The sequence below is a fragment of the Burkholderia sp. Cy-637 genome, assembly GCF_011753175.1.
In the GTDB taxonomy this organism is placed as follows: Bacteria; Pseudomonadota; Gammaproteobacteria; order Burkholderiales; family Burkholderiaceae; genus Burkholderia; species Burkholderia gladioli.
In genome coordinates, this window is the sequence record NZ_VWWC01000176.1 from 1 (window position 1) to 14,527 (window position 14,527).

A 14,527-nucleotide genomic window follows, 5' to 3' on the forward strand; every position below is an offset into this window, starting at 1 on the left:
CCGGCGCGGCGGCCCCGGGCCGGCGGCGACGCGCTCCGGAGCGGCCGCGGCCGCCCACTGACTGCAAGGACAGGCTCGAATGGATCTCGGCATCGCAGGACGGACCGCGCTGGTATGCGCGGCCAGCAAGGGACTCGGACGCGGCTGCGCTCAGGCGCTGGCCGCCGAGGGCGTGAAGCTCGTGATCGTGGCGCGCACCCAGGAGACGCTCGACGCCACCGCCGAGGCGATTCGCCAGTCGACCGGCGCCGAGGTCACCGCGGTGGCCTGCGACATCACCACCGCGGCCGGGCGCGAGGCGGCGCTGGCCGCCTGCCCGCAGCCCGACATCCTGGTCACCAATGCCGGCGGGCCGCCGCCGGGCGACTTCCGCGATTTCTCGCGCGACGACTGGATCCGCGCCGTGGACGCCAACATGCTCACGCCGATCGAGCTGATCCGCGCCACCGTGGACGGCATGATCGCGCGCCGCTTCGGGCGCATCGTCAACATCACCAGCTCGGCCGTGAAGGCGCCGATCGACGTGCTGGCGCTGTCCAACGGCGCGCGCTCGGGGCTCACCGGCTTCGTGGCGGGGCTCTCGCGCAAGGTGGTCGAGCACAACGTGACGATCAACAACCTGCTGCCGGGCCTGTTCGACACCGATCGCATCAAGACCACCCTGGCGGCCTCGGCCAAGGCGGCCGGCACCAGCGTGGACGAGGTCCGCGCGCGCCGCACCCAGGAGATCCCGGCGCGCCGGCTCGGCCAGCCCGACGAGTTCGGCGCGGCCTGCGCCTTCCTGTGCAGCGCGCATGCCGGCTACATCACCGGCCAGAACTGGCTGATCGACGGCGGTTCCTACCCCGGCACGTTCTGAACCCTGACGGCCGGCGGCGTACCGCCGGCCCTGTTTCCACCCACGAGGATTCACCCGCATGGAAGCACCCCGGATCGCGCTGATCGCGCACGATGCGAAGAAGGACGAAATCGTCGCGCTGACGGGCGCCTATCGCGACACGCTCGCGCAATGCGCGCTGGTGGCCACCGGCACCACCGGCAGCCGGATCGCCAGCGCCCACGGGCTGGAGGTGGAGCGCAAGCTGTCGGGGCCGCTGGGCGGCGACCAGCAGATCGGCGCCGAGCTGGCCTCGGGCCGCGTCCACATGGTCATCTTCCTGCGCGACCCGATGACGGCGCAGCCCCACGACCCCGATATCAACGCCCTGGTGCGCGTGTGCGACGTGCACGACGTGCCGGTGGCCACCAACGTGGCCACCGCGCGGGTGTTGCTCGACACGCTCACGCGCACGCTGGCGAAGGGCTGAGCGCGGGCGACCTCGGCGTGCCGGTGCCGACCCGCGCCGGCTCCGGTTGCCTGGGCTGGGCGGAGTCGAGCGCGCCGCTCAGTTGGCCGGCTGGATCAGCAGGGTGGCCTGTCCGCTGTTGTCGTTGCAGGTGTCGTCGGTGATGAAGGCCCACATGGTGGCGTTGGTGCTGCCGGTCACGTCGACCACGGTCGGCTGCTGCTGCTTGACGGACACGCCCCAGCGCGCGTTCGCCCAGCCGCCCTGGACATGCACGGTATCGATCAGGCATCCCGGCACGAGGCTGCCGCCGGTGCAGCTCATGTTGTCGCTCGGCAGCGACAGCACGTAGCGTCCCGGCGCCAGTTGGAAGACCACCGAGGTGCCGTACGGCGCCCCCGGGGTGAGCGCGCTCTGGATGCAGTTCTGCTTGGCGTCGACCGTGATCGAAGTGGCCGCGTTGGCGGAAACCGACGCGAGGGCGAGGAGGAAGGCGGAAATGATGGGCATGCGCATGGCTCGGATCCTTTGTTATGGCTTGAATGTGCAGCACGTTGGGAAGCCGGCACGGCTCGGCCGACCAGACCATTAACGACGTGGATACGGCGAACTTGATCCATTCGTCTGAATAATTTGACGGCAGGCCGCCGCCCCTTGCCGCCCCCGCCCGGCCCAGCGCCTGCAAGGAATCCGCCAACGCGCGAGAATCATGCGTCCCGTCGCCAGACGGCCAGATTCCCTGAACATCCAACCCAGGAGTAGCACGCATGCCGAAAGCAATCCGTTACGACCAGCCGGGCGGCCCGGAGGTGATGAAGTGGGTCGAGGTCGAGGTGGGCGAGCCGAAGGCCGGCGAGGTGCGCGTCAAGCATCACGCGGTCGGGCTCAACTATATCGACGTTTACTTCCGCAACGGCCTCTATCCGCAGCCGCTGCCGGGCGGGCTGGGGCAGGAGGGCGCCGGCGAGGTGGTGGCGCTCGGCGAGGGCGTGAGCACCTTCAAGGTGGGCGATCGCGTGGCCTACACCGGCGTGCCGCCGGGCTCCTATGCCGAGGAGCGGGTGCTGCCGGCCGACAAGCTGGTCAAGCTGCCCGACGCGATCAGCTACGAGGACGCCGCCTCGCTGATGCTGCAGGGCCTGACCGCGCACTACCTGCTGCGCCGCACCTACCCGGTCAAGCCGGGCGACACCATCGTGATCCACGCGGCCGCGGGCGGCGTCGGGCTGCTGGTCTGCCAGTGGGCCAAGGCGCTCGGCGCGACCGTGATCGGCACCGTCGGCTCGGACGAGAAGGCGGAGCTGGCGCGCGCCTTCGGCTGCGACTACCCGGTGGTCTACACGCGCGAGAACCTGGCCGAGCGCGTCAAGGCGATCACCCACGGTGCGGGCGTACCGGTGGTCTACGACTCGATCGGCAAGGACACCTACCTGCAGTCGCTCGACAGCCTCGCGCCGCTGGGCCTGTTCGTCAGCTTCGGCAATGCCTCGGGCCCGCTGCCGGCGATCGACTCGAAGGAATTCTCCTCGCGCGGCTCGCTGTTCTTCACGCGGCCCACGCTGTTTACCTACATCGCCAAGCGCGCCGACCTCGAGCAGGGCGCGGCCGAGCTGTTCGAGGCGGTCGGCTCGGGCAAGCTCAGGACCAACGTGCGCCAGCGCTACCCGCTGGAGCGCGTGGCCGATGCGCATCGCGATCTCGAGGCGCGCCGCACCACGGGCTCGACCATCCTGCTGCCCTGAGCCTCGTTCCAATCCTTTCGTCGTTCCCGCACGCGCGCCGCCCGGCGCGCGCGTTTCGCGGTGGCAGGCCCCTGCCGCCGTGCTCCTGATCTACCCGCCCGCGCTGTTTCCGCCGCCTTTCCCGCTCCGTCCCCACCCCGCGTTTACGCGTTTTTTACACGCCCGCTCCGAGCTTTGACCCGCCCTTTACGCGCATTCCCATAAGGTTGCATCCGTTCGAACAGGAACACGGAGAACACAATAATGGATGCGCTGTACGTAGGCGGTCTCGCACTGTTTTCGGTGCTGATCGTCGCGCTCGTCGCGGGGTGCGACAAGCTCTCGCAATATGGTCGCGGGGGGCGTCAATGAACTGGATGCTGTGGCTCGCGGGGCTGTCGACCGCGCTGTTGTTCGCCTATCTGGTCTACGCGCTGCTGCGCGCGGAGGATATCGAATGAATGCGAACAACCTCTTGCAGACGGGGATCTTCCTCGTCGTGCTGCTGGCGCTGGCGGTGCCCGTCGCCGGCTACCTGACTCGCGTGATGGATGGGTCGTCGCGCGTGCTGCGCGTGTTCGGCCCGCTCGAACGCGCCTTGTTCCGGATCGCCGGGGTCGATGCCGGCGCCGAGATGTCGTGGAAGCAGTACGCGCTGGCGGCGATCGCCTTCAACGTGCTGGGCGTGTTCTTCCTCTACCTGCTGCTGCGCATCCAGCAATGGCTGCCCGGCAATCCGCAGCAGTTCGCGCCGATGACGGTGGACGGCGCCTTCAATACCGCGGTCAGCTTCGTCACCAACACCAACTGGCAGGACTACTCGCCCGAGCAGACGGTCAGCTACCTGACCCAGATGCTGGGCCTGACGGTGCAGAACTTCCTGTCGGCGGCCACCGGGATCGTGGTGGTGGTCGCGCTGATCCGCGGCTTCGCGCGTCATACCGCGAAGACCATCGGCAACTTCTGGGTCGACCTCACGCGCGTGACGCTCTACGTGCTGGTGCCGATGTCGATGGTGGTGGCGGGCGTGCTGATGAGCCAGGGCGTGATCCAGAACTTCCGCGCCTATACCGACGTGCCGACCCTGCAGGCCAGCAGCTACCAGGCGCCCAAGCTCGACGCGCAGGGCAACCCGGTCAAGGACGACAAGGGCAATCCGGTGACGGTGGCCACGCCGCTCAAGACGCAGACCCTCGCGATGGGCCCGGTCGCCTCGCAGGAAGCGATCAAGATGCTCGGCACCAACGGCGGGGGCTTCTTCAACGGCAACTCGGCGCATCCGTACGAGAACCCGACGCCGTTCTCGAACTTCGTCGAGATCCTCTCGATCCTGATCCTGCCGGCCGCGCTCTGCCTGGTGTTCGGCCGCATGATCGGCGACCGCCGGCAAGGCGTGGCGGTGCTCGCGGCGATGACGGTGGCCTTCGCGGTGGCGGTGGGCATCGAGGCCGGTTCCGAGCAGCGCGGCAACCCGAGCTTCAGCGCGCTGCACGTCGACCAGTCGTCCGGCGCGCTGCAGGCCGGCGGCAACATGGAAGGCAAGGAAACCCGCTTCGGCATCGCCCAGACCAGCCTGTTCGTGGTGGCGACCACGGCCGCCTCGTGCGGCGCGGTGGACGGCGCGCACGACTCGCTGACGCCGGTCGGCGGCCTGGTGCCGATGCTGCTGATCCAGCTCGGCGAGGTGATCTTCGGCGGGGTCGGCTCGGGCCTGTACGGGATGCTGGTGTTCGCGCTGCTGGCGGTGTTCGTGGCGGGCCTGATGATCGGCCGCACGCCCGAGTACGTCGGCAAGAAGATCGAGTCCTACGAGATGAAGATGGTGTCGATCGTGGTGCTGCTCACGCCGCTGCTGGTGCTGGTGGGCACCTCGATCGCGGTGCTCGCCGACGCGGGCCGCGCCGGGATCGCCAACCCGGGCCCGCACGGCTTCTCGGAGATCCTCTACGCGTTCAGCTCGGCGGCCAACAACAACGGCAGCGCGTTCGCCGGGCTCACGGTGAGCACGCCGTTCTACAACTGGCTGACGGCGATCGCGATGTGGTTCGGCCGCTTCGGCACGATCGTGCCGGTGCTGGCGATCGCCGGCTCGCTGGCGGCCAAGAAGCGCATCGCCGCCACCAGCGGCACGCTGCCCACGCACGGCCCGCTGTTCGTGGTGCTGCTGCTCGGCTCGGTGCTGCTGGTGGGCGCGCTGACCTACGTGCCGGCGCTCGCGCTCGGCCCGGGCGTCGAGCATCTGATGCTGTTCTCGGGCAGCCACTGAGGACGCGCCCGGGCAGGGCGGCGGCCGCGTGCCGCCGCCCTGCCGCCGGGGCGAACCCACGCGACACAGGCAACAGGCAACAGGAACACGGGAAACAAGGTATCCGCGCATCGTCCGCGATGCCATCGAGGATCACGATGAATCAACATTCCGCTACACGATCGATGTTCGACCCGGCGCTGCTGCGCCCGGCGATCGTCGAGTCGTTCAAGAAACTCACGCCGCGCACGCAGTTCCGCAATCCGGTGATGTTCTGCGTCTACGTCGGCAGCGTGCTGACCACGATCCTCTGGATCGCGGCCCTGCTCGGCCAGGCCGAGGCGCCGGCCGGCTTCATCCTGGCGGTCACGCTGTGGCTCTGGTTCACGGTGCTGTTCGCGAACTTCGCCGAGGCGCTGGCCGAGGGCCGCTCGAAGGCCCAGGCGGCCTCGCTGCGCAGCGCCAAGAAGGATGTGATGGCCAAGAAGCTCAACGAGCCGCATCCGAAGTCGCCGATCCGCATCACCACCGCCAGCGAGCTGCGTCGCGGCGACGTGGTGCTGGTCGAGGCCGGCGACACCATTCCCGCCGACGGCGAGGTGGTCGACGGCGTGGCCTCGGTCGACGAATCGGCGATCACCGGCGAATCGGCGCCGGTGATCCGCGAATCGGGCGGCGACTTCTCCTCGGTGACGGGCGGCACGCGCGTGCTGTCCGACTGGATCGTGGTGAAGGTCACGGCCAACCCAGGCGAGGCCTTCCTCGACCGCATGATCGCCATGGTGGAAGGCGCCAAGCGCCAGAAGACGCCCAACGAGATCGCGCTGACCATCCTGCTGGTGGCGCTGACCATCGTGATGCTGCTGGCCACCGCGACGCTGCTGCCGTTCTCGATCTTCTCGGTCGATGCGATGAAGGCCGGCCACGTGGTGACCATCACCGCCCTGGTGGCGCTGCTGGTGTGCCTGATCCCGACCACCATCGGCGGGCTGCTGTCCGCGATCGGCGTGGCCGGCATGAGTCGCATGATGCAGGCCAACGTGATCGCCACCTCGGGCCGCGCGGTCGAGGCGGCCGGCGACGTCGACGTGCTGCTGCTCGACAAGACCGGCACCATCACGCTCGGCAACCGCCAGGCTTCCGAGTTCCTGCCGGCCGCGGGCGTGACCGAAGAGGCGCTGGCCGATGCCGCGCAACTCTCCTCGCTGGCCGACGAGACGCCGGAAGGGCGCAGCATCGTGGTGCTGGCCAAGACCCGCTTCAACCTGCGCCAGCGCGACATGGCCGCCCTGCAGGCGACCTTCCTCGGCTTCTCGGCGCAGACCCGCATGAGCGGCGTCGACCTGCCGGATCGCGAGATCCGCAAGGGCGCGGCCGATGCGATCCGCCAGTACGTGGAGATGCACGGCGGGCGTTTCCCCGAGGACGTGCGGCGCGCCGTCGACGACGTGGCCCGCAAGGGCAGCACGCCGCTGGTGGTGGCCGAGCGCCAGGGCGGCGGCGCGCGCGTGCTGGGCGTGATCGAGCTGAAGGACATCGTCAAGGGCGGCATCAAGGAGCGCTTCGCCGAGCTGCGCAAGATGGGCATCAAGACCGTGATGGTGACCGGCGACAACCGCCTGACGGCGGCGGCGATCGCGGCCGAGGCCGGGGTCGACGACTTCCTCGCCGAGGCCACCCCCGAGACCAAGCTCGCGACCATCCGCGAGCACCAGTCGGCGGGCCGGCTGGTGGCGATGACGGGCGACGGCACCAACGACGCGCCGGCGCTGGCCCAGGCCGACGTGGCGGTGGCCATGAACACCGGCACCCAGGCGGCCAAGGAAGCCGGCAACATGGTCGACCTCGACTCGAACCCGACCAAGCTGATCGAGATCGTCGAGATCGGCAAGCAGATGCTGATGACGCGCGGCTCGCTGACCACCTTCTCGATCGCCAACGACGTCGCAAAGTATTTCGCGATCATCCCGGCGGCCTTCGCGACCACCTATCCGCAGCTCGATGCGCTCAACGTGATGCATCTGGCCACCCCGACCTCGGCCATCATGTCGGCGGTGATCTTCAACGCGCTGATCATCGTCGCGCTGATCCCGCTGGCGCTCAAGGGCGTGCGCTATCGCGCGCTCGGCGCGGCCACCCTGCTGCGCCGCAACCTGCTGGTCTACGGGCTCGGCGGGATCCTGGTGCCGTTCGTCGGCATCAAGCTGATCGACATCGTGCTCGCCGCCTTCGGCTGGGTATAAGGAAGCTTCGCCATGAAATCCATGATTCGTCCGCTCGTCGTCCTGTTCGCGGTGCTGACCGCCGTCACGGGGCTCGTCTATCCGGCGGTGATGACCGCCTTCGGCTCGGTGGCCTTCCCGTCGCAGGCGGGCGGCAGCCTGGTCGAGCAAAACGGCAGGACGGTCGGCTCCGCGCTGATCGGCCAGCCCTTCGATGCGCCGCAATACTTCTGGGGCCGCCTGTCGGCCACCAGCCCGATGCCGTACAACGCTCAGGGTTCGAGCGCCTCGAACCTCGGCCCGACCAACCCGGCGCTGGCCGACCAGGTCAAGGGCCGGCTCGACGCGCTCAAGGCGGCGGGCACCGACATGTCGCAGCCGGTGCCGGTCGACCTGGTGACCGCCTCGGGCAGCGGCCTGGACCCGGAGATCAGCCCGGCCGCGGCGGCCTACCAGGTCGAGCGCGTCGCCCGCGCGCGCGGCCTGTCGGCCGACGCGGTGCGCCAACTGGTCGACGCCAACACCAAGGGCCGCCAGTTCGGCCTGCTCGGCGAGCCGCGCGTGAACGTGCTGGCATTGAACCTGGCCCTCGACTCGACGAAGTCCGCGCACTGACCTGACCGGCACGGACTTCCTTTGCGGCGCGGCACTCCCGCGCCGCCTTTTCTTTTTCCGGGATTTGGCACGACAATGAAGCGCCTCCCGACAACCGGCGCGCGCCAATCCGCATGAACCGTCCCGATCCCGACCAGCTTCTCGACAAGATCCAGCGCGAGGAGGAGAGGCAGCAGCGCGGCCGGCTGAAGATCTTCTTCGGCGCCTCGGCCGGCGTCGGCAAGACCTACGCGATGCTGCAGGCCGCCCGCGCGCGCGCCGACGATGGCGTGGACGTGCTGGTGGGCATCGTCGAGACGCATGGGCGGCGCGAGACCGCGGCGCTGGTCGAGGGGCTCGAGCTGCTGCCGCCGCTGGCGGTCTCGCATCGCGGGCGCGAGCTGGCCGAGTTCGACCTCGACGCGGCGCTGGCACGTCGCCCGCAATTGGTGCTGGTCGACGAGCTGGCCCATTCGAACCTGCCGGGCTCGCGCCACCTGAAGCGCTGGCAGGACGTGCACGAGCTGCTCGACGCCGGCATCGACGTCTACACCACGGTCAACGTCCAGCACCTGGAGAGCCTCAACGACGTGGTCGGCGCGATCACCGGCATTCGTGTCTGGGAGACCGTGCCCGATCGCGTGTTCGACGCGGCCGACGAGGTCACCCTGGTCGACCTGCCGGCCGAGGAACTGCTGGAGCGCATGCGCGACGGCAAGGTCTACATGGCGCAGCAGGCCGAGCGGGCGGTGCGCAACTTCTTCCGCAAGGGCAACCTGATCGCGCTGCGCGAGCTGGCGCTGCGCCGCACCGCCGATCGCGTCGACGCGCAGATGCGCGAGTACCGTGCCGATCGCTCGATCGCGCGCATCTGGCAGGCGCGCGAGCGGCTGCTGGTGTGCGTCGGCGCGGGCCCCGAGGCGCCCACCCTGGTGCGCGCGGCGGCGCGCCTGGCGGCCGGGCTGAAGGCCGACTGGATCGCCGTCTATGTCGAGACGCCGCGCTCGCAGCGGCTCGACGATGCGCGCCGGCGCCACCCGCTCGATGCGCTCAAGCTGGCGGCCGAGCTCGGCGCCGAGACCGTGACGCTGGCCGGCGCCGACCCGGTGGCCGCGCTGATCGGTTATGCGCAGGTGCGCAACGTCTCCAAGCTGGTGGCCGGCGGCTCGCCGCGCACCGGCCTGCTGCGGCGCCTGGCGCGGCCGTTCGGCGAGCGGCTGGCCGAGCGTGCCGGCGATCTCGACCTGATGCTGCTGCGTACCTCGGCGCAGGACGATCCGCGCCGCGGCGAACCCGATGCGGGCGCGCGTGCCTGGCGCGAGGCCTTCTCGCGGCTGGCCGGCGAACGCTCGCCGCCGCGCCACTACGTGACGGCCGCGCTGATCTGCGCGGCCCTGACCGGCGTGGCCGCCATCGCGCAGGCGCGCCTGGACCTGACCAACCTGGTGATGCTGTACCTGCTCGGCGTGGTGTTCAGCGCGGTCAGGCTCGGGCGCGGGCCGGGCGTGATGCAGTCCTTCCTGTCGGTGGCGGCCTTCGATTTCTTCTTCGTGCCGCCGCGCATGTCGCTGTCGGTCAGCGACACGCAGTACCTGCTGACCTTCTTCGGCATGCTGCTGACCTCGCTGGTGATCAGCCACCTGACCTCCAGCCTGACGCGCTCAGCCAGCGTGGCCGAGCGGCGCGAGCGGCGCACCGGCGCGATGTACGCGATGGCGCGCGAGCTGGCCGCCGCGCTCGCCGCCGAGCAGATCGTGGAGATCGGCAGCCGCCACGTGGCCGAGGTGTTCCGCGCACGCGTGGCGATGCTGCTGCCCGACGGCGCCGACCAGGTGCGCCAGAAGATCGAGAATCCCGACGAGGCGGTGACGCTGACCGGCGCCTCGCTCGATACCGATGTCGGGCAGTGGGTCTATGACCAGCAGAAGCCGGCCGGGCGCGGCACCGACACGCTGCCGGCGGCACTGGCGCGCTACCTGCCGCTGAAGGCGCCGATGCGCACGCGCGGCGTGCTGGCGGTGGTCACGCAGGACAGCCGCGAGCTCGACGCGCCCGAGCAGCAGCGCATGCTCGATGCCTTCGCCGCGCAGATCGCGCTGGCGCTCGAGCGCGTGCATTACGTCGAGATCGCGCGCGACGCGCTGGTCAGCATGGAATCGGAGCGGCTGCGCAATTCGCTCCTGTCGGCGATCTCGCACGACCTGCGCACGCCGCTGACCACCATCGTCGGTTTCTCGTCGATGCTGGCCGGCATGCACGCCGATGCGGCCAGGGCGAAGGCGGGCGCGGCGGCCGCGGCGGATCCGGCGGCGGCCGGCGCCCACGAGGCTGTCGCCGGCGACGGCGACCAGCCCGCCGACCGCGAGCACGAGCTGGTCGAGGCGATCCACGACGAGGCGCTGCGCATGACCGGCATCGTCACCAACCTGCTCGACATGGCGCGGCTGCAGGCCGGCAGCCTGCAGCTCAAGCGCCAGTGGTCGCTGCTGGAGGAAACGGTGGGCGCCGCGCTGGCGGCCTGCAAGCGCGTGCTGGCGCGGCACCCGGTGCAGGTGCGGCTGCCGGCCGACCTGCCGCTGCTGCAGACCGATGCGGTGCTGATGGAGCGGCTGTTCGCCAACCTGTTCGAGAACGCCGCCAAGTACACGCCGCCCGGCACGGGCCTGACGATCGGCGCCGAGGCGATCGAGGAGGACGGCAAGCCCTTCGTGCGCGTGAGCGTCGACGACCATGGCCCGGGCCTGCGCGCCGGCATGGAGGCGCGCATCTTCGACAAGTTCACGCGCGGCGAGAAGGAATCGGCCACGCCCGGCATCGGGCTGGGCCTGGCGATCTGCCGGGCGATCGTCGACGCGCACGGCGGTAGAATCGGCGCGCGCAACCGGCTCGCGCCGGACGGCTCGGTGGCCGGCGCGAGCTTCTGGTTCACGCTGCCGGTCGACGCGCCGCCGCCCGTGCCCGATGTCGACGAGGCCGACGCGATCGACGAGGCCGAGGACGTCGACGCGATCGACGCGCCCCGGCGCGACGACCACGCCGCCGGCTCGCGCCACGTGCCCGGTGCCACCGATGCCGGGGCGCCGCTTTCGCCATCCCCCAAGAATGCCGACCATGAGTGAACCGACGCTGACCGTCGTCCTGATCGAAGACGAAAAACAGATCCGCCGCTTCGTGCGCACCGCGCTCGAGGCCGAGGGCATCGCGGTGTTCGACGCGGAAACCGGCAAGCAGGGGCTGATCGAGACCGCCACGCGCAAGCCCGACCTGGTGATCGTCGATCTCGGCCTGCCCGATACCGACGGGCTCGACGTGATCCGCGAGCTGCGCGGCTGGTCCGAGCTGCCGGTGATCGTGCTCTCGGCGCGCACGCGCGAGGACGAGAAGGTGGCCGCGCTCGACGCCGGCGCCGACGACTACCTGACCAAGCCGTTCGGCGTGTCCGAGCTGCTGGCGCGGATCCGCGCCCACCTGCGCCGGCGCAACCTGGGCGGGGCCAACGACACGCCGAGCGTGAGCTTCGGCGCGGTCAAGGTCGACCTGGCGCTGCGCATCGTCACGCGCGGCGGCGAGCCGGTGCATCTCACGCCGCTCGAATACCGGCTGCTGGCCACCCTGGTGCGCCATGCCGGCCGCGTGCTGACCCACCGCCAGTTGCTGCGCGACGTGTGGGGGCCTTCGCATGTCGAGAGCCATCACTACCTGCGCATCTACATGGCGCATCTGCGCCAGAAGCTCGAGGCCGATCCGGCGCAGCCGGAGCACATCGTGACGGAAACCGGGGTGGGCTACCGGCTGGTCGGCGCGGCCTGAGCGAGGCAGGCGCAAGGGGCGGGGAGAGCCGCGGGCGCAGCCGATGCTGCCCCGATTCTTCGTCGACATCCCCTCTCGCCGGCAGGGGCGTCGCTGCCGCTCCGTAAGCACTTTGTTATAATCCGCCACTGCCCGGGACGTCCCGGCGCGTCAATTCAATCCACGGGGACGGCCCCGTCCTTCCCAGTGGAGTGTTCCCATGTCCTGGATCCTGCTTTTCATCGCCGGTCTTCTCGAAATCGCCTGGGCTGCCGGCATGAAGTCGTCCGAAGGCTTCACGCGGCTCTGGCCGTCGGTCTTCACCATCGTCACCGCGCTCGGCAGTTTCGTGCTGCTCGCCGTGGCCATGCGCCAGTTGCCGCTCGGCACCGCCTACGCGGTGTGGACCGGCATCGGCGTGGTCGGCGCCTTCATCTTCGGGGTGCTGCTGATGGGCGAGGCCGTCACCTTCGCGCGCGTGGCGAGCGCCTCGCTGATCGTGATCGGGCTGATCGGCCTGAAGCTGTCCTCGGCCGCCTGAGTTCCTGCCCGCGCCGGCGCCGTTGCGCGCCGGGCACGGCCTCGGGTGGTTCCCGAGCGGCGCGTGCTGCGCCGCGTCTATAATGCAGGAACATTCTCTCGGAAATACGCCGCCGGCCGCCCGTCCGGGCGCCGGCGGCGCTTCCGTTCAGCCGGCCGCCGCGCCGGCAGGCGCGTACCACGCGCAAGGAGACCGCACATGGTCGAGGCCATTTCGCTCGGCGCGGGGCTCGCCTGGGCGAGCGGGCTGCGCCTCTATCTGACGGTACTGATCGCCGGCGTGCTGGCGCGTACCGGCCTCGTGCACCTGCCCGACACGCTGACGGTGCTGATGTCTCCCTGGGTGATCGGCGCCGCCGCCGTGCTGGCGATCGCCGAATTCCTCGCCGACAAGATCCCCGCCTTCGATTCGCTCTGGGACGCGATCCATACCTTCATCCGGATTCCGGCCGGCGCCGTGCTGGCCGCCGGTGCGCTCGGCCATGCCGATCCCGCCATGCTGGCGGTGGCGGGCCTGGCCGGCGGCACCCTGGCCGGCTCGGCCCATGTCGCGAAGGCCGGCACGCGCGCGCTGATCAACCTCTCGCCCGAGCCGATCTCGAACTGGATCGCCTCGGCCACCGAGGACGGCCTGGTATTCGCGGGCCTCGCGCTGGCCTTCTTCGTGCCGCTGCTGTTCCTGCTGCTGATGGTCGGCTTCGTCGCCTTCGCCGCCTGGGCGCTGCCCCGGCTCTGGCGCGGCGTGTCGGGCGGGTTCCGCGGCATGGCGCACCAGATGGTGTCGCGTTTCAATTCACTCGGGGGCAAGCGGGATTGACCAAGCAGCATGAAGCAGGGCGCGCCGCGCGCGGCGCGCGTCTCACGCCGGGCGAACTGGTACGGCAATCGATCCGGATGACGATGCGCGACTGGCGCTCGGGCGAGCTGACCCTGCTCGTGCTGGCGCTGGTGCTGGCGGTCGCCGCGCTGACCAGCGTCGGTTTCCTGTCCGACCGGTTGCGCCAGGGGCTCGAGCGCGATGCGCGCCAGATGCTCGGCGCCGATTTCGTGGTGCGCGCCGATCATCCCGTCGATTCGTCCTTCGCCGCCGCAGCGCGCGCCGACGGCCTCGCCACCGCCTCCACGGCGATCTTTCCCAGCATGGTCGGCGGCACCGGCGCGAACGCGCCGTCGCGGCTGGCGGCCGTGAAGGCCGTGTCGGGCAGCTATCCGCTGCGCGGGCGGGTCGAGATCGCGGGTACCGCGAGCGCGCCGGGGCGCCCGGCCGAGTCGATCCCCGCGCCCGGCACCGTGTGGGCCGATCCGGCGCTGCTCGACGCGCTGCACCTGAAGGTCGGCGACGCGGTGCGCGTCGGCCAGCGCACCTTCACCATCTCGGCGGCGATCACGCGCGAACTCGATCGCGGCTTCTCCTTCGTCAATTTCTCGCCGCGCCTGATGCTGCGCGAGGACGAGCTCGCCTCGACCGGGCTGGTCGGCTATGGCAGCCGCGTGACCTACCGCCTGCTGGTGGCGGGCCCCGACGCGGCGGTGGCGCGCTTCGCCGAGCTCGCGCACCAGCGCGTGGACGGCGGCAAGCTGCGCGGCGTCGCGCTTGAATCGCTGCAGGAAGGGCAGCCGCAGGTGCGCGAGACGCTCGATCGCGCGCGTCACTTCCTGACCCTGGTGTCGCTGCTCACGGCGCTGCTGTCGGCGGTGGCGATCGCGATGGCCGCGCAGCGCTACATGCGCCGCCATCTCGACGGCTGCGCGGCGATGCGCTGCCTCGGCACCAGCCAGCGCACGCTGGCCGGGCTGTTTACGCTCGAATTCATCGCGCTCGGCCTGGGCTCGGGCCTGCTGGGCGCGGCGCTCGGCTACGCGGGCCACCTCGCCTTGCTGGCCGCGCTGGGCAGCCTGATCGACGTGGTGCTGCCGCAGCCGGGCATGGTGCCCGCGCTGGTCGGTATCGGTGCCGGCCTGGTGCTGCTGCTGGGTTTCGCGCTGCCGCCGCTGATGCCGCTCACGCGCGTGCCGCCGGTGCGCGTGCTGCGCCGCGAGTGGGGCGAGGCGGGCCGCACCGCCTGGCTCGGCTACGCGCTCGGCGTGCTGCTGTTCGCGGCGCTGCTGGTGGCGGCGGCCGGCAACCTG

General features: G+C 70.6%; 13 protein-coding genes. 12 read left to right on the forward strand and 1 reads right to left on the reverse strand.

All coding sequences use genetic code 11. The annotated features are described in order from the left end of the window. Nucleotides 1-79: 79 nt before the first annotated feature. Together F3J10_RS29845 and F3J10_RS29850 are read left to right on the forward strand one after the other, a co-directional pair. A complete protein-coding gene (locus F3J10_RS29845; protein ID WP_025096494.1) occupies nucleotides 80-859 on the forward strand; it encodes an SDR family oxidoreductase in 780 nt (259 codons plus the stop codon). Between the two features lie 58 nt (nucleotides 860-917). Further along, nucleotides 918-1,307 (forward strand): methylglyoxal synthase, encoded by a 390-nt coding sequence (locus F3J10_RS29850; RefSeq protein WP_166915840.1) that lies wholly within the window; start codon nucleotides 918-920, stop codon nucleotides 1,305-1,307. A gap of 78 nt (nucleotides 1,308-1,385) precedes the next feature. On the opposite strand, the gene F3J10_RS29855 is transcribed toward F3J10_RS29850, so the two are convergent. Next, entirely contained in the window at nucleotides 1,386-1,796 is a 411-nt protein-coding gene (locus F3J10_RS29855) for a hypothetical protein (protein ID WP_240154732.1), read from the reverse strand. A gap of 257 nt (nucleotides 1,797-2,053) precedes the next feature. Here F3J10_RS29855 and F3J10_RS29860 point away from each other — a divergent pair, with 257 nt between their 5' ends. From F3J10_RS29860 to F3J10_RS29905, 10 genes are all read left to right on the forward strand, one after another. After that, nucleotides 2,054-3,028, forward strand: a complete 975-nt coding sequence (locus tag F3J10_RS29860) for a quinone oxidoreductase (RefSeq protein ID WP_167243607.1) — start codon at nucleotides 2,054-2,056, stop codon at nucleotides 3,026-3,028. 347 nt (nucleotides 3,029-3,375) lie between these two features. Continuing rightward, nucleotides 3,376-3,468 carry a K(+)-transporting ATPase subunit F gene (kdpF, locus tag F3J10_RS29865; protein WP_025096489.1) on the forward strand — a complete coding sequence of 31 codons (93 nt, stop codon included), beginning with the start codon at nucleotides 3,376-3,378 and terminating at the stop codon, nucleotides 3,466-3,468. Further along, nucleotides 3,465-5,273 carry a potassium-transporting ATPase subunit KdpA gene (gene kdpA / locus F3J10_RS29870; RefSeq protein WP_167243608.1) on the forward strand — a complete coding sequence of 603 codons (1,809 nt, stop codon included), beginning with the start codon at nucleotides 3,465-3,467 and terminating at the stop codon, nucleotides 5,271-5,273. Before kdpF ends, kdpA begins: the two co-directional genes overlap by 4 nt. Nucleotides 5,274-5,410: 137 nt before the next feature. Beyond that, the gene (gene kdpB / locus F3J10_RS29875) at nucleotides 5,411-7,495 is read left to right on the forward strand and encodes a potassium-transporting ATPase subunit KdpB (protein ID WP_025096487.1); all 2,085 of its coding nucleotides are present in this window, start codon (nucleotides 5,411-5,413) and stop codon (nucleotides 7,493-7,495) included. Between the two features lie 12 nt (nucleotides 7,496-7,507). Then, a complete protein-coding gene (gene kdpC, locus F3J10_RS29880) occupies nucleotides 7,508-8,089 on the forward strand; it encodes a potassium-transporting ATPase subunit KdpC (protein ID WP_166915836.1) in 582 nt (193 codons plus the stop codon). 113 nt (nucleotides 8,090-8,202) lie between these two features. Then, nucleotides 8,203-11,187: a sensor histidine kinase KdpD gene (locus F3J10_RS29885; protein WP_167243609.1), complete on the forward strand. Its 2,985-nt coding sequence runs from the start codon at nucleotides 8,203-8,205 to the stop codon at nucleotides 11,185-11,187. Beyond that, nucleotides 11,180-11,878: a two-component system response regulator KdpE gene (gene kdpE, locus F3J10_RS29890; RefSeq protein ID WP_013698898.1), complete on the forward strand. Its 699-nt coding sequence runs from the start codon at nucleotides 11,180-11,182 to the stop codon at nucleotides 11,876-11,878. Before F3J10_RS29885 ends, kdpE begins: the two co-directional genes overlap by 8 nt. Before the next feature lie 199 nt (nucleotides 11,879-12,077). After that, entirely contained in the window at nucleotides 12,078-12,398 is a 321-nt protein-coding gene (gene sugE / locus F3J10_RS29895) for a quaternary ammonium compound efflux SMR transporter SugE (protein WP_167233759.1), read from the forward strand. A gap of 198 nt (nucleotides 12,399-12,596) precedes the next feature. After that, on the forward strand, nucleotides 12,597-13,214 hold the full coding sequence (locus tag F3J10_RS29900) for a DUF4126 domain-containing protein (protein WP_013698896.1): 618 nt from the start codon (nucleotides 12,597-12,599) through the stop codon (nucleotides 13,212-13,214). Next, the coding region (locus tag F3J10_RS29905; protein ID WP_240155744.1) for an FtsX-like permease family protein at nucleotides 13,211-14,527 on the forward strand (1,317 nt) is incomplete at its 3' end. The genes F3J10_RS29900 and F3J10_RS29905, both read left to right, overlap by 4 nt.

Coding starts and splice junctions, on each gene's coding strand:
- kdpB (WP_025096487.1), top strand. CDS start 5,411: ATGAATCAACATTCCGCTACACGATCGATGTTCGACCCGGCGCTGCTG.
- F3J10_RS29845 (WP_025096494.1), top strand. CDS start 80: ATGGATCTCGGCATCGCAGGACGGACCGCGCTGGTATGCGCGGCCAGC.
- kdpE (WP_013698898.1), top strand. CDS start 11,180: ATGAGTGAACCGACGCTGACCGTCGTCCTGATCGAAGACGAAAAACAG.
- kdpA (WP_167243608.1), top strand. CDS start 3,465: ATGAATGCGAACAACCTCTTGCAGACGGGGATCTTCCTCGTCGTGCTG.
- F3J10_RS29885 (WP_167243609.1), top strand. CDS start 8,203: ATGAACCGTCCCGATCCCGACCAGCTTCTCGACAAGATCCAGCGCGAG.
- F3J10_RS29855 (WP_240154732.1), bottom strand. CDS start 1,796: ATGCCCATCATTTCCGCCTTCCTCCTCGCCCTCGCGTCGGTTTCCGCC.
- F3J10_RS29900 (WP_013698896.1), top strand. CDS start 12,597: ATGGTCGAGGCCATTTCGCTCGGCGCGGGGCTCGCCTGGGCGAGCGGG.
- kdpC (WP_166915836.1), top strand. CDS start 7,508: ATGAAATCCATGATTCGTCCGCTCGTCGTCCTGTTCGCGGTGCTGACC.
- sugE (WP_167233759.1), top strand. CDS start 12,078: ATGTCCTGGATCCTGCTTTTCATCGCCGGTCTTCTCGAAATCGCCTGG.
- kdpF (WP_025096489.1), top strand. CDS start 3,376: ATGAACTGGATGCTGTGGCTCGCGGGGCTGTCGACCGCGCTGTTGTTC.
- F3J10_RS29860 (WP_167243607.1), top strand. CDS start 2,054: ATGCCGAAAGCAATCCGTTACGACCAGCCGGGCGGCCCGGAGGTGATG.
- F3J10_RS29850 (WP_166915840.1), top strand. CDS start 918: ATGGAAGCACCCCGGATCGCGCTGATCGCGCACGATGCGAAGAAGGAC.